The following is a 20,917-nucleotide window of genomic DNA, read 5'->3' on the forward strand; positions in this document are numbered from 1 at the left end:
GAACACTGTCACGTGTCAACGGCATCTCTCAACTCGTCTTCCGGTTACGTCGGCACGATACGAGCCGTCGTGACGGAGGTGCAGGAGCGCGAAGTGACGTTTCTGGCCGCGAGCATCTCGTACTACGCGTTCGTCTCGCTGATTCCGCTGTTGGTGCTCGCCGTCGTTCTCGCCGGACTCATCGGTGGCGACGCACTGAGAGGCGAAGTCATGACGCTGGCCGAACAGTATCTCGTCCCGTCGGCGCAGGATGCGGTGCTCAGCGCGATGACGGACCAGACAGCGCAGGGCGGCCTCGGTGTCGTGAGTCTCGCCCTCACGACGTGGGGGGCGCTCAAACTGTTCCGCGGCGTCGACACCGCCTTCTCGCGGGTGTACGGCTCCGAAACCGGCGGTATCCTCGACCAAGTGAAAGACGGCCTCATCGTCATCGGCGCTATCGGTGCTGGCGTCGTCGGCGTCATCGCAGTCAGTACGGTCATCGCTCTCCTGCAGATTCCGTACATCGGATTCATCGGACCGGTTATGCTGCTCTTGACGCTCTGTGCGGCCTTTTTCCCGTTGTACTACGTCTTTCCCGACGTGGGCGTCACCCCCCGGGAGGTGCTCCCCGGGACGGTGTTCGCCGCCGTCGGCTGGTCGATTCTCGGTGCGGTCTTCGGCGTCTACGCGGCCGCCTCCAGCGGCGTCGGCGGACTGCTCGGTGGGATTTTGCTCTTGCTCACGTGGTTTTACTTCGGCGGCACCATCATCCTCGTCGGCGCAGTCGTGAATGCCGTTCTCTCGAACCGTCTCACGGACCGGCAGGTACAACAAGAAGGGGCCCGACAGGAGAAACCAAGCGATATGTCCGACGAGGAGGTTACCCGAGAGGAGGACGTCGAACCGAGCGGTGCGCCGGATATCTCCGAACTCTCGCGTCAAGTCGAGAAGCTACAGGCGGAACTCGACGCCTTCGAGTCGGACGTCGACGAGCGAACGGTCAAGAAACCCGAGTTGGAAGCGGAACTCAAGCGCTACGTCCGCGGCCGAATGCGCCGCGGCAAAGCCCGTGGCTGGGGTCCGTATCTCGTGTTGCTCTACGGCACGGTGCTGACGCTCGGCGCGTTCTACTACCTCGGCGAAGCGCCGCTCGTCGCCGTGTTGGCGATGCTCATCATCTTCCTGTCGACACTCGGCCTCTACGTCATCTTCGTCGTCGTCGGCGTCGGCCTCAACGCGCTGGGCGTGCCGGGTCGCGCCGCCGACTGGGTACGCAAGCGACGCTCCTAAGCGACTCGCAACCCAACGGTAACGATATTGATGCGTGAACTTGGCCTCACCGAGGCGCTCTCGAATCTCCCCGACCCGGTCGTCGCCGCGTTCGCTCTACTCACCCAACTCGGCGACGTCTGGTTTCTTTTTGCAACGCTGGGGTTACTGTATCTCCTCGCCGGCGAGCGAATCGCCTCGAACCCGCGCCGGTCAGGGGCGTTGCTCATCGCACTCTCGGTCGGTGCGCTGGCGACGACACTCGCGTTGAAAGCGACGTTCGCGTTCCCTCGCCCGCCGAACGCCGGCACCGCGTCGATTCCGCCGTGGTTGCCACCGGCGTTGGAGGCGGTGTACCTGAACGTCGCCACTGGAAGCGGGTTCGGGTTTCCGAGCGGGCACGCCATCGGAACCACCGTCGCCTACGGCGGCGCGGCGGCAGTACTCGACGTGTGGAACCGCCGAAAACGCGCACTCGTCGCGGGCAGCCTCGTCGGTATCGTCTGTCTCGCGCGACTCGTCCTCGGCGTCCACTACTTGGTCGACGTACTCGCCGGCGTCGCCGTCGGTGTCACCTACCTCGCCGTGACGCTGCGGGTGGCAAAGGGCGACCCGACGCGCGCGTTCAGTGTCGCCGCCGTCGCCGCGGCGGTTGCACTCGTCGCCGTCGTCGTCAGGGGCGTCCCCTCCGAGTTCGGGCCGGTGGCGGTAACGCTCGGAGCGGCAGCGGCCGGTGCGGTCGTCTGGCGGCGTCTGGACCCCACAGAACGCACGGTTTCGGTCCCCGTCGCCGCCACTGGCCTCGCGCTTTCGGGCGTGCCGTGGGTCGCCGCGTATCTCGGTGACGTGGGACTCGTCCCCTCGCTCGTCGCCGGAGCTGTTGGCCTCTCGATTCTCGTCGGACTGCCGGCGCTCGCAGGGCGCAGCGACGGGCAAAAAAACGATGGAACGTCTCGAACGGCGTAGTTCTCCGCGTTAGAACGTCTCGAGGTAGCGGTCGAGTTCCCACTGGGAGACGTCGATGCGGAACTCGTCGTACTCTTGGGACTTCGCTTGGTGGAACTTCTCGTAGATGTGTTCACCGAGCGCACTCTGGATGGCTTCGTCCTCTTCGAGCGCTTCGAGCGCTTCGCCGAGGTTCGACGGGAGCGTCTCGATGCCGTACTCTTCGCGTTTCTCCTCGTCGAACTCGTAGATGTTCTCGCGAACCGGTTCGGGTGCTTCGAGTTCCTGCTCGATGCCGTCGAGACCGGCGTGGATGAGCGCGGCGAACGCGAGATACGGGTTGCAGGACGGGTCGGGGAAGCGCGCTTCGATACGGCTTGCGGCCGGAACGCGGGCGGCCGGCTTGCGGATGAGCGCCGAACGGTTGCGGTCGGACCACGCCACGTAGACGGGTGCTTCGTAGCCGGGGACGAGGCGCTTGTAGCTGTTGACCGTCGGGTTCGAGATGGCGGTGATAGCGGGCGCGTGTTCGAGGATACCTTGGAGGAACTGTTTTGCAGTCTCCGAGAGGTTGAACTCGTCGTCGTCGTCGTGGAAGGCGTTCTCGCCGTCTTCGAACAGCGAGATGTGGGTGTGCATCCCCGAGCCGTTTACTTTGGCGATAGGCTTGGGCATGAACGTCGCGTGCAGGTCGTGTTCGGCCGCGATGGCGCGAACGACCGTGCGGAACGTTCCGACGTTGTCGGCGGTCGTCAGCGCGTCGTCGTACGTGAAGTTGATTTCGTGCTGGCCTTCGGCGACCTCGTGGTGGCTGGCTTCGATTTCGAAGCCCATCGATTCGAGGCCGTAGATGATGTCACGGCGGACGTCGGAGGCGAGGTCCTTCGGCGCGAGGTCGAAGTAGCCGCCGGCGTCGTTGGTTTTCGTCGTCGCGCGGCCGTCTTCGTCCTCCTCGAACAGGAAGAACTCGGGTTCGGGCGCGGCGTTGATTTCGTAGCCCATCTCGTCGGCGCGGGCGATAGCCTGCTTGAGCACGTAGCGCGGGTCACCCTCGAACGGTTCGCCCGTGGAGGTGTTGATGACGTCACAGATGAGGCGGGCGGAGGCGCCGCCCTCGTGTTTGCGCCACGGGAGGATGGCGAACGTCGCCGGGTCCGGCTTGAGACGCATGTCGGACTCCTGAATGCGCACGAATCCTTCGATGCTGGAACCGTCGAAATAGATGCCTTCGGTGAACGCCTTTTCGGCCTGGCTGGCCGGAACAGCGACGTTTTTCACCGTGCCGAGAATGTCGGTAAACTGGAGGCGGAGGAAATCGACGTTCTGTGCCTCGATTTCGTCGATGACTGCCTGCGCTTCGGTGCTCAACCCCCCGTCTGGAGAGACGTTTTCGTCCGTCATATTTCTGAACAGCCTATGCGTGTACACCCAGTATAAAGACCTTATCGCTTACCGCAAAACGCCCGGTTACGTGTTAGAATTGGATATTCGTTAAATTCTAATGCCCCCAGTGTGTGCGTGGGTGTATGACGTACGAAAACCTCGACGCAAAACTCATCAATGCACTGCTCGGTGACGGCCGCGCGAGCCTCCGCAGTCTCGCCGAGGAACTCGACGTGTCGGTGACGACCATCTCGAATCACCTCCGAGATTTGGAGGCCGAAGGCGTCGTCGAGGGGTACACACCCGTCGTCAACTACGACGCACTCGGCTACGACGTGACGGCAGTCATCCAACTGAAAGTCGAAGGGAGCGCCCTGCCGGACATCACCGACCGCCTGCAGGAACAGAAACAGATGATTTCGGTGTACGAAGTCACCGGAGACTACGACGTCATCGCCATCGGCAAGTTCCGAGACACCGACGGGATGAACAAGCAGATCAAGGAACTACTCACCGACGTCGACATCCGTGAGTCGAACACGAGCGTCGTGCTCAACTCCGTCGTCGAGAACCAGCAGTTCGAACTCGATATCAACCGGTAGACTGACCGAATCCGTTCTCACATCTCGCCTCGACGACGAGCGACTGCCACCGAACCGGACGGTCCCGTACGCCGCAGTACCGAGTTATCTCGTCGGAGCGCGTACTCTCTGCGAACTGCTATGAGCCACAGAGTAACCTGCCGAGAACACGGCTTCGATTGCGACTTCGAGGTCACCTCCGAGAACGAAACCGAACTCATCGAGTTCGTCCGGACGCACGCGAAATCGACGCACGACCTGTCCGTCTCCGACGACGACGTTCGCGGGATGATGCACTCAGCGTGAGTGTGTGAGAACGTCGTTTCTACTGTTTTACTCGAAGTCCGCTTCGAAGACGAACGTGCCAGTTCCACCTTTTGCTCGCTCACTTGCGCTCGCAGAACGGAGAGTGAAACCGCAGAGACTCGCTACTCGAAGTCCTCCTCGAAGACGAACGTGCCGTTGCGCTGGACGACTTCGCCGTCGAGTTCGATGGTGGAGTTCTCGGCCATGTCGACGATCATGTCGACGTGTTCGGCGGACTCGTTGACCTCGTTCTCCTCGCCGACGCACTCGGCGTAGGCGCTGCCGACGGCCATGTGGACGGTGTCGCCCATCTTCTCGTCGAACAGCATGTTGTAGGTGAACTGGTCGATGGCGCGGTTCATCCCGATGCCGAGTTCGCCGAGGTAGCGCGACCCTTCGTCGGTGTCGAGGATGCTCGTCAGCAGTTCCTCGTTTCGCTCGGCGCTGTGGGAGACGACTTTGCCGTCTTCGAACGTGAGGCGTGCGCCTTCGATTTCGCGGCCGTAGCGGTACAGCGGCAGGTCGAAGTAGACGTCGCCGTCGACTTCGTCGCGGACGGGCGCGGTGAACACTTCGCCGCCGGGGAGGTTGGCTTCGCCGTAGTCGTTGATGGTCTCGTTGCCCGCGAGACTCATCGTGATGTCCGTCTCTTCTCCTGATTGGATGCGCACCTCGTCGGCGTCGTTCATCAGGTCGACCATCTGCTGTTGGAACTCCTTCTGGGCGTCCCAGTCGAGCGTGACGGCGTCCCAGACGAAGTTCTGGTAGGCCTCGGTGCTCATTCCCGCGAGTTGGGCGTGGCCCGTCGTCGGGAACTGCGTGAGACACCACGTCTTCGAGAGTCGCTCGTGGAGAATCTCCTGCTCGGCGCGGCGGAACGCCGCGTTCGTCTCGGGGGCGACGTCGGCTTTCTCGGAGACGTTGCCGCCGCTTCGGGCGACGATGTACACGTCCATCTCCTCGTAGAGCGCGAGTTTGTGCGCCGGGGTGTCGAACTCGTCCTCGCGTGCGCGGAGAAACGCCCGCTCGGCGCGGTCGGAGTTGGTGAGAAAGACGGGGTTCGCGCCGCGGTCACCGATGAGTTCGTGGAGTGCAACGGCGAGGTCCTCGGCCTCGCTCGGCATGTGGACGACGACGTTGTCGCCCGCTTCGATATCCGTCGAGTGGTCGACGATGGTCTGTGCGTGTTCGCGGATACGCGGGTCCATGACACGGGGTTCTTGTGGGGGGTGGATACGGCTTTCGGAGTTGTCGTGTGATTTTCGTGATTCTTCTGTGCTGTACGTCGGGTGTGAAGAGACGGCGAGACGGAGTTCGAGGGTCGGGTGCTGTTTTCTGCCGCCGGGCGCACCGAGAAACCGCACCACAGCCTCCCCAACCGATTCGTGTCTCGCTCCCGCTGGTCGCTCCGACACATCATCCACCGGAGCGCTGCGCCGCTCCGAGCCCTCGGTCGCTCCGCTCCCGAGAACCTCGCACGCGACCCGTCGCCCCGAAGGGCGACTGAGCCGCGCGCCACGGCGGTCGGTCCTGCTCTGGTCTCCAACCCAACGTTTCCGCCACCACCGACTATTTGCCCCTGCACCGGTATCGCCGTGGTATGATAGACCTCCGGAGCGACACCGTCACGATGCCGAACGCGGAGATGCGCGAGGCCGCCCGCGACGCCGACGTCGGCGACGACGTCTACCGCGACGACCCGACCGTCAACGAACTCGAACGCCGCGCGGCCGACCTCGTCGGCATGGAGTCGGCGCTCTACGTTCCCTCGGGGACGATGGGCAACCAAATCGCCGTCCGAGTTCACACCGACCGCGGTCAGGAACTGCTCTGCGACGAGCAGGCCCACGTCGTCAAGTGGGAACTCGGCGGCATCGCCCAACTTTCACAGCTCCAAGTCCGGACCATCGACTGCGGCGAGCGCTGCGTGCCGACGCCCGAACAGGTCCGCGAACGCTACGTCGAAGAGGACCTCCATCGACCCGGTACGGGCCTTCTGACGCTCGAAAACACCCACAACAGCCGCGGCGGCGTCGCCGTGCCCAAGGAACATATCGACGCCGCGGCGGAAGCCGCCCACGACCTCGGTGTCCCGGTCCACCTCGACGGCGCGCGCGTGTTCAACGCCGCCGTCGCTCTCGACGAGGACCCCGAATCACTGGTGGAGAACGTCGACAGCGTGATGTTCTGTCTCTCGAAGGGTCTCGGCGCACCCGTCGGCTCGATTCTCGCCGGGTCGGAGGCGTACATCGACCGCGCCCGTCGCACGCGAAAACTGCTCGGCGGCGGCATGCGGCAGGCGGGCATCATCGCCGCACCCGGCCTCCTCGCACTGGAGAACGTCGACCGACTCGCCGACGACCACGAGAACGCGCGGACGCTCGCCGCGGGACTGGACGACCTGTCGGGCCTCAGCGCGCCGGTCCCCGACTCGAACATCGTCGTCGTCGACGTCGCGGGCGCGGGTCTCACGGCCAACGAATTCGTCGACGCCTGTGTCGACGAGGGAGTCGCCTGCGGCGCGTTCGGCGAGACGACGGTCCGACTCTGCACGAACTGGGACGTGACAGCCGAAGACGTCGACGAGGCGCTCGACCGTATCGGGACGGCCGTCGACGCAGTCCGATAATGGTCGACGCGGCTTGAGAGACGAAGAGCAGCTATTCTTCTTTCGACGCGTTGCCGAGCGTCGGGAAGCTGTCGTCCGAGAGTTCGACCGCCTCGGCGTCGGCAGGGTCGGTCGTTTCGTCGGTGACGAAGTGGAAGCAGGCACCGCCTTCAGGGCTGTCACAGACGGTCACCGACCAGTCGTGTGCCTCCGCGATGGTGCGGACGATGTGGAGGCCGACGCCGATACCGTCGCCACCGGTCGAGAAGCCACGTTCGAAGACGCGTTCGCGGTCGGCCTCGGCGACGCCCGGGCCGTCGTCGGCGACGAAGAAGCCGTCGTCGACCGGGCCGACGGTGACCGAAACCGTCTCGCCACCGTGTTCGATGGCGTTGCGAAAGAGGTTCTCGAACAGTTCGCGCAGTCGGCTCTCGTCGGCGTCGACGGGTATCGACCCCTCCCGGCGAATCGTCGCGTCGGCGGTGTCGACGCCGGCCCACGCCCGTGTGGCGACCTCGGTGGCGTCCAGCGGGGTCCGTTCCTCGACGGTGCGCCCCGCCCGCGCTAACGAGAGCAGGTCGTCGATGAGGTCGTCCATCCGGTCCAGCGAGCGTTCGACCGCCTCGAACGACTCCTCTGAACCGGTTTCGCGGGCCAACGAGAGATGTCCCACCGCGACCGAAAGCGGGTTGCGAAGGTCGTGTGAGACGATGTGGGCGAACTCCTCTAACTGCTCGTTCTGTCGGGCGAGGCGTTTTTCTCGAAGTGTCCGCTCGGTGATGTCGGTGTAGATGGCAAAGCCGGCGACGTTCGTCTCGCCGATGGCCAGCGGGACGACGTGAAGCAGGAACTCGCGGGGGCCGTCCGCGGTGAGCCGGCGGCACTCGCGGCGGAGGCTTTCGCCGTCCTGCAGTTGCCGGTTGAGTCGCGGTGCGGAACTCGGGTCGTCGCCGTCGTCGCCGTCGGCGACGATGTACTCGTCGACGTTCTCGCCGACGATGGTGTCGGCGTCGTAGCCGAACACCTCCTCGAACGCCGAGTTGACCCGGCGGACGATAGGTTCGCCGTCGACGAACTCGTAGGCGACGGCGGCGTCGGGGACGTTCTCGAACAGCGCACCGAGTCTGTCGCGCTCGGCGGTGAGTTCGCGCTCCCGCGTGCGAAGCGCTCGCTCGGAACGAATCCGCGAGCGGGTCGTGCGGACGTACGACACCAGAATCTCGGCGAACTCTAGGTCTCGTTCGTCGAACGCGGCAGGCGTCGCCGACAGCGCCTGAAACACACCTGCATCACCCATAGGGATGCTCAGCGCCGCGCGGAATCCGTTGTCGACTGGGTCCGCACGTGTGTCACGTTGGACGTCTTCGATGAGAAACGAACGGCCCTCCGAGAGCGTCTTTCCGGTGATGCCGTGGCCGACAGGGATAGACCCGAGCGTCCACGGCGACGAACGGTTCGTCTCCGCCCGGACGACGAACTGGCCGTCCTCGACCATCCGGACGTAGCAGGAGTCGAACGAGAGAACGTTCTCGGCCGTCTCGATGGCTCGTCGGTACAGTTCGTCCTCGTCGGCACATCCGACGAGTTCAGTCGTCGCCTCGTGGAGGCGTGCAATCTCCTCGCGGCGCTGTCGAAGCGCCTCCTCCGAGCGGATACGTGAGAGCGTCTCCGTCGCGTACGTCACGAGCAACTCCGCGAGGTGGAGGTCCGTCTCGTCGAACGCGTTCACCTGCGTGGAAATCGCTTGGAAGACGGCCCCGTCACCCAGAGTGAGGCTGATGCCCGAACGATAGTCGGGGTCGGACGGTTCGGCCACCGGATTCGCCTGCAGGTCGCCGATGAGCAGCGACTCGCCGGTTCGGTACGTCTCACCGGCTACTCCGTGCGACACCGGGAGTTCGGCGACGTACGCCGACGCCGGCTGAATCGCCGTCGGGACGACCCACTCCTCGCCGTCGGTGTGAGTACCCCCGTCGGCCGTTCCTCGCTCGGTTCCGGTCGAATTCGGGTCGTCGGTGACGACGCCGACGTAGCAGGTGTCGAACGCGAGCACCCGAGAGGCGATATCGACCGTCGATTCGTACAACTCCTCGGCGCTTCGAGCGGCGATGAGCGTCGCTGCCCCCTCGTGGAGTTTGGCGATTCGGCGACGGTCTGCGGTGTCGTTCCGGCGCGTCGCCCACCGAATCTGCGCCGGCAACGTCGACGGGACGTCCGCGGGCGCGAACGCGTCGTATCGCTGCGGTCGGGCGGCGGCGGCCGAACTGTCCGTACAGAGTACCGTCGGAATCCCGCGTGCGGCCCCGGAGAGCGACCGCGCGTCGGTGAGCACGAGACAGTCGACGTCCGCGAGGTGCGCGTCGACGGCGTCGAAACCGCATCGTCGGACCGAGAACGTCGTCTCGGCGTCGAGTACCGCGTCGATACGGTCGACGGGGGCGTCTGCGACGAGGAGAACCCTGACCGACGATTCGGATGCCATGAGAGAGAGTGTATTACTCCGGTGAGTGTTCCAGCACCAATATAATGATTCCGGAGGGAATCGAATGACGAGAAAATCCGGATTCGTCGTCTTCTGACCCCGATAGCCAAAAATTCGGGCAGTACGGGGTAAGATACCGTCCGACTCGGGTCAGTCGTCGCGTTCGAGGATGGTCCCGTTGGCACCGACAGCCACGTCGGGGCCGTCGCTCACGAACGCGACGCCGTCGAGACGTTCGGTCACCGGCGTCTCGGTTTGCTGCCACCCCTCGTCGGTGCGGGCGAAGATTCGCCCACCGCCGCCGGCGACGAGGCCGTCGGAGCCAACACGGTCGATGGTGTACAGCGCACCCGCGCTCACGGAGAGTTTGGTCCAGACGGCACCGTTGTACTGGAGAACCGAACCGTCGCCGCCCGCGACGGAGAGGTCGTCTCGTGCGGCGGCGGCGACGCCGTAGAGGCCAACAGAACCGCCGTCGATGCCAATCGTAGTGTAATTCTCGCCGCCGTCGGTCGTCTCGTATACTTTCGCGTTCGTGTCACAGACGTAGCCGGTCTGCGAGTCGAGGAACGTCACGTCCTTCGCGCTGGAACCGCCGCCGGGTTTGACCACCTCACCCCAGTTCATCGACCCGTCAGACGCTTTCTCGCCCGCGAGCGCCTCACCGGAACCGTTGACGAGCAGCACGCGTTCGGAGCCAGCGGGTCCGGCGACGGCCATCGCCTCCCACGTCGAGGTTTTCCCCAGTGGCGCGGAGTAGTCGGTGAGCGTACCGTCGGTTACGTCGTACTGACCGATAGCGCCGCTCCCGCCGCAGAACCAGACGCGTGCGCCGTCGTCGGTGACGCCCGCTCCGGTGAGCGTGTTCTCTTCGCCCGTCGGCCCCTTCTCGACGACGAGTTGCCAACTGCCGTCGCGTCGGGTCACCACTCGGCCACCGCCACCGACGGCGTACGGGCCGTCCGCGCCCTCGACGACGGCGTTCAGCGACTGGCCGGTCGGCGAGGTGGCTTCGGTCCACCCGGCGAAGCTCGGGTCGTCCTCGCTCGGCGGTGCGGTGTACTCGCCGCGCTCGATTATCGTGCCGTTCGCGCCGACGGCCACGTCGGGGTACGACCCCGTCTCGTCCAGCGCGACGCCCTGCAGGATGGCCGTCGTCGGCGTCTCCTCGGGTTCCCAGCCCTCGCCGGTCAGGACGTACATCGCGCCGCCGGCACCGGCGGCAGCGCCCGCTTCTTCGAATCGGTCGACGCCGAACAGGGCCCGACTACCCGCTTCGTTCTTCGTCCACACCGCGCCGTTGTAACGGAAGAGACTCCCGTCGCCGCCGGCGACGACGATGTCGTCGCGCGCGGTGGCAGTGACATCGTACAGGCCGACGCTTCCGCCACTGATGCCGAGCGTCGAGTAACTCCGCCACCCGTCCGTGGTTTCGTACACTTTCGCGTTCGTATCGCAGATGTATCCGGTCTGCGAATCGAGGAAGTCGATTCCCTTCATGCTGGAGCCACCGCCGGGTTTGAACGCCTCGCCCCAGTCCATGCCTCCTTCCGAGTTCTTCGTGCCGCGAAGCACCTCTCCGGAACCGTTCACGAGGTGGACCGTCTCGGTGTCGGCGTTGCCGGTGACGGCGACACCTTCCCACGTCGAGGTCTTCCCGTTCGGCGCAGAGTAATCGGTCAACTGCTCGTCGGCGACGTCGTACTGGCCGACGACGCCGCTGCCGCCGGCGAACCAGACGTTGCGGCCGTCGTCGGTTACGGCGGCGTCGCGCAAGGTGTTCGACTCCGTCGTCGGGCCGGTGTCGAGTACACGCACCCAGCCGTCGGCGCGGCGCGCGAGGACGTCACCGCCGCCACCGACGGCGTACGGCCCTTCCTGCGATTGGACGACGCCGTACAGCGTCTGGCCCGTGGGTGATTCCGCCGTGGTCCAGTCGGCGAACGTCTCCTCGTCGTCGCTCGGCGGCGCGGTGTACTCGCCGCGCTCGATTATCGTGCCGCTCGCACCGACGGCGACATCGGGGTACGTTCCCGTTCCGTCGAGGACGACACCCTGTAAGGTAGCCGTCGTCGGCGTCTCGTCGGGTTCCCAGCCGTCCTGAGTCAGTTCGTAGACGGTGCCGCCGTTACCGGCTACGAGGCCAGTCTCGGCGAAGCGGTCGACGCCGAACAGCGCGTTGCCACCGGCGTACAGTTTCGTCCACACCGCGCCGTTGTAGCGGAACAGCGTCCCGTCGCCGGCGGCGACGACGATATCGTCGCGTGCGGTGGCGGTGATACCGTAGAGGCCGACGCTTCCGCCACTGATGCCGATGTCGGTGTAGCTCCGTCCGCCGTCGGTCGTCTCGTACACTTTCGCGTTCGTATCGCAGATGTAGCCGGTCTGCGAGTCGAGGAAATCGATGGCTTTCATGCTGGAGCCACCGCCGGGCTTGAACGCCGTCCCCCAATCCATGCCTCCTTCCGAGTTCTTCGTGCCGCGAAGCACCTCTCCCGAACCGTTCACGAGATGTACGGTCTCTGCGCCTGCGTCTCCGGTAACGGCGATACCCTCCCACGTGGAGGTCTTCTCCTTGGGCGCGGAGTAGTCGGTGAGTTGCTCGTCGGTCACGTCGTACTGACCGACGACGCCACTCCCCCCCGCAAACCAGACGTTGCGGCCGTCGTCGGTGACGGCGGCGTCGCGCAACGTGTTGGATTCGGTCGTCGGCCCGGCGTCGAGGACCTGCTCCCAGCCGTCGGCGCGGCGCGCGAGAACGTCGCCGCCGGCACCGACCGCGTACGGACCTTCCTGTGTCTGGACCGCGCTGTACAGCGTCTGGCCGGTCGGCGATTCGACTTCGATCCACGGTTCGTCGGCGAGTTCTGCGACGGTCTTGGCAGTGCCGTCGACCGAGATGGTGATGTTCTGGGTGCTCCCCGACGTCACCTCGAAGTCGGTAATCTCCCCCGAGAAGGTGTACGAGTCGTCGTCGTCGCTGCCGCCGACGCTGCCGGTCACCACGTCGTCGGAGAGCACCGAGTTCTGAACGGTGTCGTCGGACTCGACGGTTCCCGTCTCCCTGACCGCGCCGTCGACGGTGAAGCGGTATTCGGTCGTGTCACTGCTCGACGTGGTGATGCTGATACTGTTCGGCAACGAGGCGGCGAACTCGCCGCGTTCGATGATACTGCCGCCGTCGCCGACAGAGACATCTGGATAGCTGTCAGTCGCGTCGAGGGCGACACCCCGAAGCGTCGACGTCGTGGGTGTCTCCGTCTTCGTCCACTTGTTTTTGCGGCGGTCGTAGACGAACCCGCCGGTCCCGGCGGCGAGACCCGCAGCGCCGGCACGGACGAGCGACAACACGGTGTTCGAGCCGACGTTCTTGCGTTTCCATCCCTTCCCGTCACCGTCGTTCAGGCGGAATATCTTCCCACCCGCGCCCGCGACGTCGAGGTCGCCTTCGTTGAGTGCGCCGACGTCGAAGAGGCCGACGCCCGCGCCGGGGATACCGACGTCGGTCCACGTCTCGCCGCCGTCGGTCGTCCGATACACTTTGGAGTTGGTGTCCGTGACGTAGCCCTCCGTCTCGCTGTAGAAGTCGATGCCGGGCGCGCTCGACCCGCCGCCGGGCTTGAACACCTCGCCCCAGTCCATTCCGCCGTCGGGCGTTTTCGTGCCGGAGAGGAACTCGCCGGAACCGTTGACGAGGTAGACGGTTTCGCTCCCCGCAGTGCCGACGACGGCGAGGTTGAGCCACGTACTCGTCTTACCCATCGGTGCGGAGTAGTCGGTGAGTTGCTCGTCGACGACGTCGTACTGACCGATAACGCCGCTGCCGCCACAGAACCAGACGTTGCGGCCGTCGTCGGTCACGTCTGCTCCTCTGAGAGGGTTCGACTGCACTGTCGGCCCGCGTTCGAGTACCGGTTGCCAGCCGTCGGCGCGGCGCGCAAGGACGACACCGCCGGCACCGACCGCGTACGGTCCTTCCGTGGTCATCACCGCGTCGTACAGCGTTTGGCCGGTCGGTGAGTCGACTTCGGACCAGCCGTTGACTGCCGCCGTCGCCCCGCCGGAGAGCGTACCGACACCGACTGCCGTGACGGCTCCTGCTTTCAGAAACGCTCGTCTCGTGCCTTTCGGGAGTTGAGACATACTCAAGAGTCCATCGAATTAATAAATACTTGTTGTGATGATTCTCATCTAGAGTTAATTTTAACTCAGTGAAAAATCAAGTCAAAGATGAGAGAGTCGGCGAACCGACGGGTAACTGGGGGACGGAGTAGCGGAGAGCAGCAGGGTTTCGCCGTTTTCTATCCGTTCAGCCGCCAAATCTCGAAGTTGAGAACGGCAGCGAACGACGCCCAGAGGAGGTACGGCACGAGTAGGGCCGCGGCCCTGCGGTCGACGCGGTTGAACAGCGCGATGGTGACGAGAATCGCCGCCCACAGCGCGACGATGATGCCGAAGGCGACGAGCGGCATCTGAAGCGCGAAGAACGCCGGCGTCCACGCGAGGTTGAGCACGAACTGACCGGCGAAGGCGGCGTACGCCGTCCGCACCGCCGACGACGGGCGCTGTCGCCACAGTATCCACAGTGCGATGCCTTGCAGCGTGAACAGCGTCGTCCAGACGATACCGAAAGTGACCGGCGGCGGGTAGAACCACGGCTTTTCGAGCGAAGCGAACCACGCGCTGTCGGGACCGGCGAGCAGCGCCGGGGCCGCACCGATGGCGTTGACGAGAACGACGAACGCGAGCGCCGTCACGAGCGAGCGACCGTCGGGAAGCGTTCGACTCTGTGTACTCTCCATAGCTTCGAAGACGTGTGCAGGGAGCCTAACGTTTGCTCCGACGGCTCGGAATTACGCCGCCGCCGGGCGTTCCCGAACCCTTTTAGCCGGTCATCGGCCAAACAGAACCAATGAGCAGTCTCGAATCGGAGTATCGTCTCGACTATTTCGAGGAGAACGACTTCGAGCGCAAGGAGTGCGTCTCCTGTGGTGCCCACTTCTGGACCCGGGACCACGACCGCGAGACGTGCGGTGAACCGCCGTGCGACGAGTACAGTTTCATCGGTGACCCCGGATTCGCCGAGTCGCACACGATGGAGGAGATGCGAGAGGAGTTCCTCTCGTTTTTCGAGGAGAACGACCACACCCGCATCGACCCGTACCCGGTCGCGGCGAACCGCTGGCGCGACGACGTGCTGTTGACGCAGGCGTCTATCTACGACTTCCAACCGCTCGTCACCTCGGGTGAGACGCCGCCGCCGGCGAACCCGCTGTGTATCAGCCAGCCCTGCATCCGGATGCAGGACATCGACAACGTCGGCAAGACGGGCCGCCACACGATGGCGTTCGAGATGATGGCCCACCACGCGTTCAACGCCCGCGAGGAAGTCGGCGACGAGTACGCCTACGAGGGCGAGGTGTACTGGAAGGACGAGACGGTGCAGTACTGCGACGAGTTCTTCGAGAGCCTCGGCGCGAACGTCGAAGAGATAACGTACATCGAGGACCCGTGGGTCGGCGGCGGCAACGCCGGACCCGCCATCGAAGTCATCTACAAAGGTGCAGAGCTGGCGACGCTCGTCTTCATGTCGATGGAACAGGACCCCGATGGCGAGTACGAACTCAAAGACGGAAACCGCTACTCGCCGATGGACACGTACATCGTCGACACCGGCTACGGCCTCGAACGCTGGACGTGGATGAGCCAAGGGACGCCGACGGTGTACGAGGCGGTGTACCCCGACATGATTGCGTTCCTCAAGGAGAACGCCGGAGTCGACCACACCGACGAGGAGGAGGAACTCGTCCACCGCGCCGCAAAGTTGGCGGGAGCGATGGACATCGACGAGGCCGAGGACATGCAGACGGCGCGCTCCGATATCGCCGGCCGACTCGACGCCGACCCCGAGGAACTCACTGCGTTGATGCGGCCGCTCGAAGACATCTACGCCATCGCCGACCACTGCCGGACGCTCGCGTACATGTTCGGCGACGGCATCGTCCCCTCGAACGTCGGGACGGGCTACCTCTCGCGGATGGTCCTCCGACGGACCAAACGTCTCGTCGACAACGTCGGCGTCGACGCGCCGCTGGACGAACTCGTCGACATGCAGGCAAAGCGTCTCGGCTACGAGAACCGCGACACGATTCGTGATATCGTCCGCACCGAGGAGCGCAAGTACAGAGAGACGCTCGAACGTGGCGGCCGACGGGTCCGCCAGTTGGCCGAAGAGTTCGCCGAAAAGGGCGAGCCAATCCCCACGAAAGAGCTCATCGAACTGTACGACAGCCACGGCATCCAGCCGGATATGGTCCAAGAGATTGCCGACGAGAGAGACGTCGACGTGGAGATTCCCGACGACTTCTACTCGCTGGTCGCCGCACGCCACGACACGCCCCAACAGGCCGAGACGACGACGGAGCGCGACGAACGTCTCTCGGACCTCCCCGAGACCGAACGCCTCTACTACGACGACCAGGAGCGCACGGAGTTCGAGGCCGTCGTCCTCGACGTGTTCGAGCGCGAGGAGGGCTACGACGTCGTGTTGGACCAGACGATGTTCTACCCCGAGGGCGGCGGCCAACCCGCCGACCACGGCCACCTCTCTTCGGAAGACGGCTCCGTCGAGGTCACCGACGTCCAGCGCCGCGACGGCGTCATCCTCCACCGGACGACCGACGACCCCGGCAAGGGCGAGTTCGTCCGCGGCCAAGTCGACATCGAGCGCCGCCGCAGTCTCATGCAGCACCACACCGCGACGCACATCGTCGGCTACGCGGCCCGCGAAGTCGTCGGCGACCACGTCCGACAGGCCGGTGCCCAGAAAGGCGTCGAGCGTTCGCGCTTCGACGTCACCCACTACGAGCGCCTCACGCGCGAACAGGTCGAGGAGATAGAACGCGTCGCCAACCGCCTCGTCCGCGACAACATCCCGGTGAAACAGGAGTGGCCCGACCGCAACGACGCCCAAGAGAAGTACGGCTTCGACCTGTATCAGGGCGGTATCCCACCGGGAGAGCAGATTCGGCTCATTCAGGTCGCAGACGACATCCAAGCCTGCGGTGGCACCCACGTCAGACGAACCGGCGATATCGGCGCGATAAAGATTCTCACCACCGAACCCGTCCAAGACGGCGTCGAACGCATCGTCTTCGCGGCCGGCGACGCCGCGATTCGCGCGACACAGGAGACCGAGAACCACCTGCGCGACGCGGCCGAGGTGCTGGACGTCAATCCCGAGGACGTGCCGGACACCGCCGAGCGCTTCTTCACCGAGTGGAAGGAGCGCGGCAAGCAGATAGACCGCCTCAAACAGGAACTCGCCGAGGCGCGCGCGGCGGCCGACGCCGAGGAGATAGATATCGGCGGCACGCCTGCAGTCGTCCAGCGACTCGACACCGACACCGACGAACTCCGTGCGACCGCGACGGCGCTCTCCGAAGACGGCAAAGTCGCCGTCCTCGGTAGCGGCGCGGGCGGCAGCGCCCAGTTCGTCGTGAGCGTCCCCGACGGCGTCGGCATCAACGCCGGCGAAGTCGTCGGCGAACTCGCCGGCATGGTCGGCGGCGGCGGCGGCGGTCCCGCCGACTTCGCACAGGGTGGCGGCCCGAACGCCGACGACCTCGACGAAGCGCTCGACGAAGCGCCGGGCGTGCTTCGGAACGTCCTGAACGCGTAGCGACCTGCGGACGGCGGTCCCCTTTTTCGTTCTTTTACGACTCGCAGACGCAACGCTGACGGTGCCGAGAGACGAACATCCGGCAATGGCTACTGCAACGAACGGCGGCGTCTCGCTTCACTACCAGACCGACGGCGACGGTGAAACGGTCGCCTTCGTGGGTGATGCGGGCTACGGCGCGTGGCAGTGGGGCTGGCAGCACGCTGTCGTCGCCGGCCCGTTCGAGAGTCTCGTCTACGACCACCGTGGCGTCGGTCGCTCCGACGTGCCGGACGGTCCGTACACCGTCGGCGAGCTCGCACAGGACCTCGAAGTCGTCCTCGCCGACCACGGAGTTCGGAAAGCGCACCTCGTCGCCGCGGGTCTCGGCGGGATGGTCGCACTCCAGACGGCGCTCTCGTCGAACCGCGTGGCGAGTCTGACCTTGTTGGCGACGGCGGCGACGGGTGCGGAACCGGAGTTGGACTCGCTGCGCGCGGACCCGAGAGACCACGACGCACTCCGACGAACGACCGAAGCGGGCCTCTCCGAGGCGTTCGTCGACCGACATCCCGACGTGGTCGACCGCATCGTCGCGTGGCGCGCCGACGAGGACGCGTCGCCGGCGGCGTGGGAGGCACAGGCGGCCGCAGTCGAGGGCTTCGACGTCAGCGACCGACTGTACGAGGTCACGGTGCCGACGCTCGTACTGCACGGGACGGCGGACTCGGTGTGGCCCGTCGAATCGGGAAGGGAACTCGCCGACGAACTCCCACGGGGCACGTTCGAGGCCGTCGACGGCGCGGCCCACCTCGTGGGCGTCGAAGCCTCGAAGGACGTGAACGACCGTCTGCTGGCGTTTCTGGAAGAACAAGCAGACGCCGAGTATCTGTAGCGAATTCGTCTCCTCCAGAGTCCCAGCACAGACGCCGGCAGGATTCGCCCGGACGCAACGCCTTTCAGCACCGAGGAACTGATTTTCCTCCATGAGCCGACTTCGCTTTGCGCTTCTCGACGCCTCTCACGGCAGCGGCAGCACCAGACGAAACTTCAGACGCGAACTCGACGCCGACCTCGTGGAGTTCGCCGCCAGCGACGGCGAGTTGCCCGACAGCTACGACTACGACGGCGTCGTCGTCACCGGCTCTCGGGCGTCCGTCTACTGGGACGAGGCGTGGATTCGACCGCTCGTCGACTACGTCGCCGAGGCCGACGAGCGCGGAGTTCCCGTGTTGGGCGTCTGCTACGGCCACCAAGTACTCGCGGAAGCGCTCGGCGGACGCGTCGGCGGGATGGACGACTTCGAAATCGGCTACAACGAAGTGGAACATCTCGACAACGACCCGCTGTTCGAGGGTATCGACGACCAGTTTACCGTGTTCACCACCCACGGTGACGCCGTTCTCGAACTGCCGCCGGGCGCGGAACTCTTGGCGAAAAACGAGTTCGGCGTCCACGCCTTCCGCAAAGGCGACAGCTACGGGGTCCAGTTCCACCCCGAGTACGACATGGAGACGGCCCGCGAAGTGAGCGAAGGCAAGCGCGAACGCCTCGGCGACGAACGGGTCGACGGCGTACTCGACGGCATCACGGCCGAGAACTTCGACGCCGCCTGTGAGGCGAAACGGCTGTTCGACAACTTCGTCGCCCACGCCGAACGCGCCCGCAAGGAGCGCCGCGACAGACCGAGCGCAGAACTCTGAGACCGTAGAATCGACAAGATACTTGTCAGTCTCCGCGAAACTGACGCGGCGATGTCCTCCAACACCCGCCGTGAGTTTCTCAGTGCGTGTCTCGCCACGACAGGGAGCGTCGTGGCGACTGCTGGCTGTCTCGGCCGCAACGTCTTCACCGCGCCGACCGTCGTCGCCGCCGTCGAGTCGAAGGGCGTTCGTGTGACCGATGAGCGAAGCAACCGCCCGTACCTCGACGTTCAGCCGAAAGACGGCCCCGTTGTGGACCGCGCGCCCGTCTCACTTGACCTGCAGACGGTGCGATACGAGGAGTCCGACTCACCGACGTTCGAGGACGGGTCGGTCTCCGTCGACGAGGCGATGGCGAGTCGACTGGAATCGGCGTACCAAAAAGTCGAGTACAGCGTCGTGTTCACCATGTACGAACCGGAGAACGTCGTGGGCGTGCCGACCGGGAACGCCTACGGCTACCGAATCGACCGCGAAGGATTCAATCGCCTCGACCCGGGCAACCGGACCGTTCTCCGGTTCGAGAAGCGTGACGACCTGCCGTACGTCTCGGAAGTTGTCGACGTCACCGCCGCCGAGTCGTAGCGTCGGCGGCCGTCACCGCCCCCCACGTCAACAGGCAACACTTGCGAACGCTTTTTCACCCGACGCCCCGCAGAGTTGTACATGCTCGATTACGTAGATTTGGAGGCCGACCTCGACGAGGAAGAGCGGATGATTCGCGACACCGCTCGCAGATTCGTCGAGGAGAAGGTCAAGCCGGACATCGGCGACCACTACGAGGCCGGAACGTTCCCCGAGGAACTCATCACCGAGATGGGCGAACTCGGCTTCTACGCGCCGAATCTCGACGGCTACGGCCTTCCGGGAGTGGGCGAACGCGCCTACGGACTCCTAATGCAGGAACTCGAAGCCGGCGACGCCGGCATCCGGTCGATGGCGAGCGTGCAGGGTGCGCTCGTGATGTACCCCATCCACGCCTTCGGCAGCGACGAACAGAAGGAGCGCTGGCTGCCGGAGTTAGGCACTGGTGACGCCGTCGGCTGTTTCGGACTGACGGAACCCCAGCACGGGTCGAACCCCGGTGGAATGGAGACGCGCGCGGAGGCCGACGGCGACGAGTACGTCCTCAACGGCTCGAAGACGTGGATTACGAACTCGCCCATCGCCGACGTGGCCGTCGTCTGGGCGCGTGAGACCTCTGCCGAAGAGTCGCCGATTCGCGGCTTCCTCGTCGAAACCGACCGCGACGGCGTGACGACGAACAAGATAGACGACAAACTCTCGATGCGCGCGTCCATCACGGGCGAAATTGGCCTCAACGACGTTCGCATCCCCGAGGAGAACGTCCTGCCCGGCGTCTCCGGGCTGAAAGGCCCCCTATCGTGTCTGACGCAGGCGCGCTTCGGCATCGCGTGGGGTGCGGTCGGGTCCGCACGTGACTGCTTCGAGACGGCGCGAGAGTACGCGACCGACCGCGAGCAGTTCGGCGGTCCAATCGCACGCTTCCAAATTCAACAGGAGAAACTCGCGGAGATGGCGACCCAGATTACGACGAGTCAGTTGCTCGCGTACCGCCTCGCCGACCTGAAAGAGCGCGGTGACCTCCGACCCGAACAGGTGTCGATGGCCAAGCGCAACAACGTCCGGATGGCGCGCGACCAAGCCCGCATCGCCCGCGAGATGCTCGGCGGCAACGGCATCACGACCGATTACTCGCCGATGCGGCACCTCTCGAACCTCGAAACCGTCTACACCTACGAGGGAACCCACGATATCCACACGCTGGTACTGGGGAAGGACCTCACCGGGATTGCGGCGTTCGAGTAGGCCGGTTCGAGACCTCCCGCAATCGCGGTGAGTAACCGGGATTGCGGCGTTCGAGTAGGCTGTTTCGAGACCTCCCGCAATCGCGGTGAGTAACCGGGATTGCGGCGTTCGAGTAGGCCGGTTCGAGCGAATCCGCTCGAAAACAGCCGCTCGACCAGTCCGACTATC

At 65.0% G+C, this 20,917-nt stretch carries 15 protein-coding genes; 10 read left to right on the forward strand and 5 right to left on the reverse strand.

What is annotated here, in order from left to right; all coding sequences use genetic code 11:
• Positions 1 to 12: 12 nt before the first annotated feature.
• Both AUR64_RS17120 and AUR64_RS17125 read left to right on the forward strand, forming a co-directional pair.
• Positions 13 to 1,272, forward strand: a complete 1,260-nt coding sequence (locus tag AUR64_RS17120; protein ID WP_058583187.1) for a YihY/virulence factor BrkB family protein — start codon at positions 13 to 15, stop codon at positions 1,270 to 1,272.
• 30 nt (positions 1,273 to 1,302) lie between these two features.
• Positions 1,303 to 2,217, forward strand: coding sequence for a phosphatase PAP2 family protein (locus AUR64_RS17125; protein WP_058583188.1), 915 nt, complete (start codon positions 1,303 to 1,305; stop codon positions 2,215 to 2,217).
• A gap of 9 nt (positions 2,218 to 2,226) precedes the next feature.
• Here AUR64_RS17125 and glnA read toward each other — a convergent pair whose 3' ends face one another.
• Positions 2,227 to 3,597: a type I glutamate--ammonia ligase gene (gene glnA, locus AUR64_RS17130; RefSeq protein WP_058583189.1), complete on the reverse strand. Its 1,371-nt coding sequence runs from the start codon at positions 3,595 to 3,597 to the stop codon at positions 2,227 to 2,229.
• Between the two features lie 125 nt (positions 3,598 to 3,722).
• Here glnA and lrp point away from each other — a divergent pair, with 125 nt between their 5' ends.
• Both lrp and AUR64_RS20160 read left to right on the forward strand, forming a co-directional pair.
• The gene (lrp, locus tag AUR64_RS17135) at positions 3,723 to 4,181 is read left to right on the forward strand and encodes an HTH-type transcriptional regulator Lrp (RefSeq protein ID WP_058583190.1); all 459 of its coding nucleotides are present in this window, start codon (positions 3,723 to 3,725) and stop codon (positions 4,179 to 4,181) included.
• Between the two features lie 120 nt (positions 4,182 to 4,301).
• The gene (locus tag AUR64_RS20160) at positions 4,302 to 4,466 is read left to right on the forward strand and encodes a DUF1059 domain-containing protein (RefSeq protein ID WP_082230838.1); all 165 of its coding nucleotides are present in this window, start codon (positions 4,302 to 4,304) and stop codon (positions 4,464 to 4,466) included.
• 122 nt (positions 4,467 to 4,588) lie between these two features.
• Here the strand turns inward: AUR64_RS20160 and AUR64_RS17140 are convergent, their stop codons facing one another.
• Positions 4,589 to 5,674 (reverse strand): aminopeptidase, encoded by a 1,086-nt coding sequence (locus AUR64_RS17140; protein WP_058583278.1) that lies wholly within the window; start codon positions 5,672 to 5,674, stop codon positions 4,589 to 4,591.
• 392 nt (positions 5,675 to 6,066) lie between these two features.
• Between AUR64_RS17140 and AUR64_RS17145 the strand changes: the two genes are divergently transcribed.
• Entirely contained in the window at positions 6,067 to 7,095 is a 1,029-nt protein-coding gene (locus AUR64_RS17145; protein WP_058583191.1) for a threonine aldolase family protein, read from the forward strand.
• A 31-nt stretch (positions 7,096 to 7,126) separates the two neighbouring features.
• On the opposite strand, the gene AUR64_RS17150 is transcribed toward AUR64_RS17145, so the two are convergent.
• The 3 genes from AUR64_RS17150 to AUR64_RS17160 all read right to left on the reverse strand — a co-directional run bounded on the left by AUR64_RS17150 (position 7,127) and on the right by AUR64_RS17160 (position 14,358).
• On the reverse strand, positions 7,127 to 9,556 hold the full coding sequence (locus AUR64_RS17150; protein ID WP_058583192.1) for a GAF domain-containing protein: 2,430 nt from the start codon (positions 9,554 to 9,556) through the stop codon (positions 7,127 to 7,129).
• 150 nt (positions 9,557 to 9,706) lie between these two features.
• On the reverse strand, positions 9,707 to 13,699 hold the full coding sequence (locus AUR64_RS17155; protein ID WP_058583193.1) for a hypothetical protein: 3,993 nt from the start codon (positions 13,697 to 13,699) through the stop codon (positions 9,707 to 9,709).
• A 158-nt stretch (positions 13,700 to 13,857) separates the two neighbouring features.
• The gene (locus tag AUR64_RS17160; protein WP_058583194.1) at positions 13,858 to 14,358 is read right to left on the reverse strand and encodes a TspO/MBR family protein; all 501 of its coding nucleotides are present in this window, start codon (positions 14,356 to 14,358) and stop codon (positions 13,858 to 13,860) included.
• Positions 14,359 to 14,468: 110 nt separating this feature from the next.
• Between AUR64_RS17160 and alaS the strand changes: the two genes are divergently transcribed.
• From alaS to AUR64_RS17185, 5 genes are all read left to right on the forward strand, one after another.
• Positions 14,469 to 17,237 (forward strand): alanine--tRNA ligase, encoded by a 2,769-nt coding sequence (alaS, locus tag AUR64_RS17165; RefSeq protein WP_058583195.1) that lies wholly within the window; start codon positions 14,469 to 14,471, stop codon positions 17,235 to 17,237.
• Between the two features lie 85 nt (positions 17,238 to 17,322).
• On the forward strand, positions 17,323 to 18,111 hold the full coding sequence (locus AUR64_RS17170) for an alpha/beta fold hydrolase (RefSeq protein ID WP_058583279.1): 789 nt from the start codon (positions 17,323 to 17,325) through the stop codon (positions 18,109 to 18,111).
• Positions 18,112 to 18,202: 91 nt separating this feature from the next.
• Positions 18,203 to 18,919, forward strand: coding sequence for a type 1 glutamine amidotransferase (locus tag AUR64_RS17175; RefSeq protein ID WP_058583196.1), 717 nt, complete (start codon positions 18,203 to 18,205; stop codon positions 18,917 to 18,919).
• A gap of 51 nt (positions 18,920 to 18,970) precedes the next feature.
• A complete protein-coding gene (locus AUR64_RS17180; RefSeq protein ID WP_058583197.1) occupies positions 18,971 to 19,504 on the forward strand; it encodes a hypothetical protein in 534 nt (177 codons plus the stop codon).
• A gap of 81 nt (positions 19,505 to 19,585) precedes the next feature.
• The gene (locus AUR64_RS17185) at positions 19,586 to 20,749 is read left to right on the forward strand and encodes an acyl-CoA dehydrogenase family protein (RefSeq protein WP_058583198.1); all 1,164 of its coding nucleotides are present in this window, start codon (positions 19,586 to 19,588) and stop codon (positions 20,747 to 20,749) included.
• The last annotated feature ends 168 nt before the right edge of the window (positions 20,750 to 20,917 follow it).

It is taken from the genome of Haloprofundus marisrubri (assembly GCF_001469955.1).
Lineage (GTDB): Archaea > Halobacteriota > Halobacteria > Halobacteriales > Haloferacaceae > Haloprofundus > Haloprofundus marisrubri.

Bases quoted from the DNA above. Each gene is read 5' to 3' on its own strand.
- AUR64_RS17180 (WP_058583197.1), top strand. From the start codon at position 18,971: ATGTCCTCCAACACCCGCCGTGAGTTTCTCAGTGCGTGTCTCGCCACG.
- AUR64_RS20160 (WP_082230838.1), top strand. From the start codon at position 4,302: ATGAGCCACAGAGTAACCTGCCGAGAACACGGCTTCGATTGCGACTTC.
- alaS (WP_058583195.1), top strand. From the start codon at position 14,469: ATGAGCAGTCTCGAATCGGAGTATCGTCTCGACTATTTCGAGGAGAAC.
- AUR64_RS17160 (WP_058583194.1), bottom strand. From the start codon at position 14,358: ATGGAGAGTACACAGAGTCGAACGCTTCCCGACGGTCGCTCGCTCGTG.
- AUR64_RS17155 (WP_058583193.1), bottom strand. From the start codon at position 13,699: ATGTCTCAACTCCCGAAAGGCACGAGACGAGCGTTTCTGAAAGCAGGA.
- AUR64_RS17150 (WP_058583192.1), bottom strand. From the start codon at position 9,556: ATGGCATCCGAATCGTCGGTCAGGGTTCTCCTCGTCGCAGACGCCCCC.
- glnA (WP_058583189.1), bottom strand. From the start codon at position 3,597: ATGACGGACGAAAACGTCTCTCCAGACGGGGGGTTGAGCACCGAAGCG.
- AUR64_RS17140 (WP_058583278.1), bottom strand. From the start codon at position 5,674: ATGGACCCGCGTATCCGCGAACACGCACAGACCATCGTCGACCACTCG.
- AUR64_RS17185 (WP_058583198.1), top strand. From the start codon at position 19,586: ATGCTCGATTACGTAGATTTGGAGGCCGACCTCGACGAGGAAGAGCGG.
- AUR64_RS17145 (WP_058583191.1), top strand. From the start codon at position 6,067: ATGATAGACCTCCGGAGCGACACCGTCACGATGCCGAACGCGGAGATG.
- AUR64_RS17125 (WP_058583188.1), top strand. From the start codon at position 1,303: ATGCGTGAACTTGGCCTCACCGAGGCGCTCTCGAATCTCCCCGACCCG.
- AUR64_RS17175 (WP_058583196.1), top strand. From the start codon at position 18,203: ATGAGCCGACTTCGCTTTGCGCTTCTCGACGCCTCTCACGGCAGCGGC.
- AUR64_RS17170 (WP_058583279.1), top strand. From the start codon at position 17,323: ATGGCTACTGCAACGAACGGCGGCGTCTCGCTTCACTACCAGACCGAC.
- lrp (WP_058583190.1), top strand. From the start codon at position 3,723: ATGACGTACGAAAACCTCGACGCAAAACTCATCAATGCACTGCTCGGT.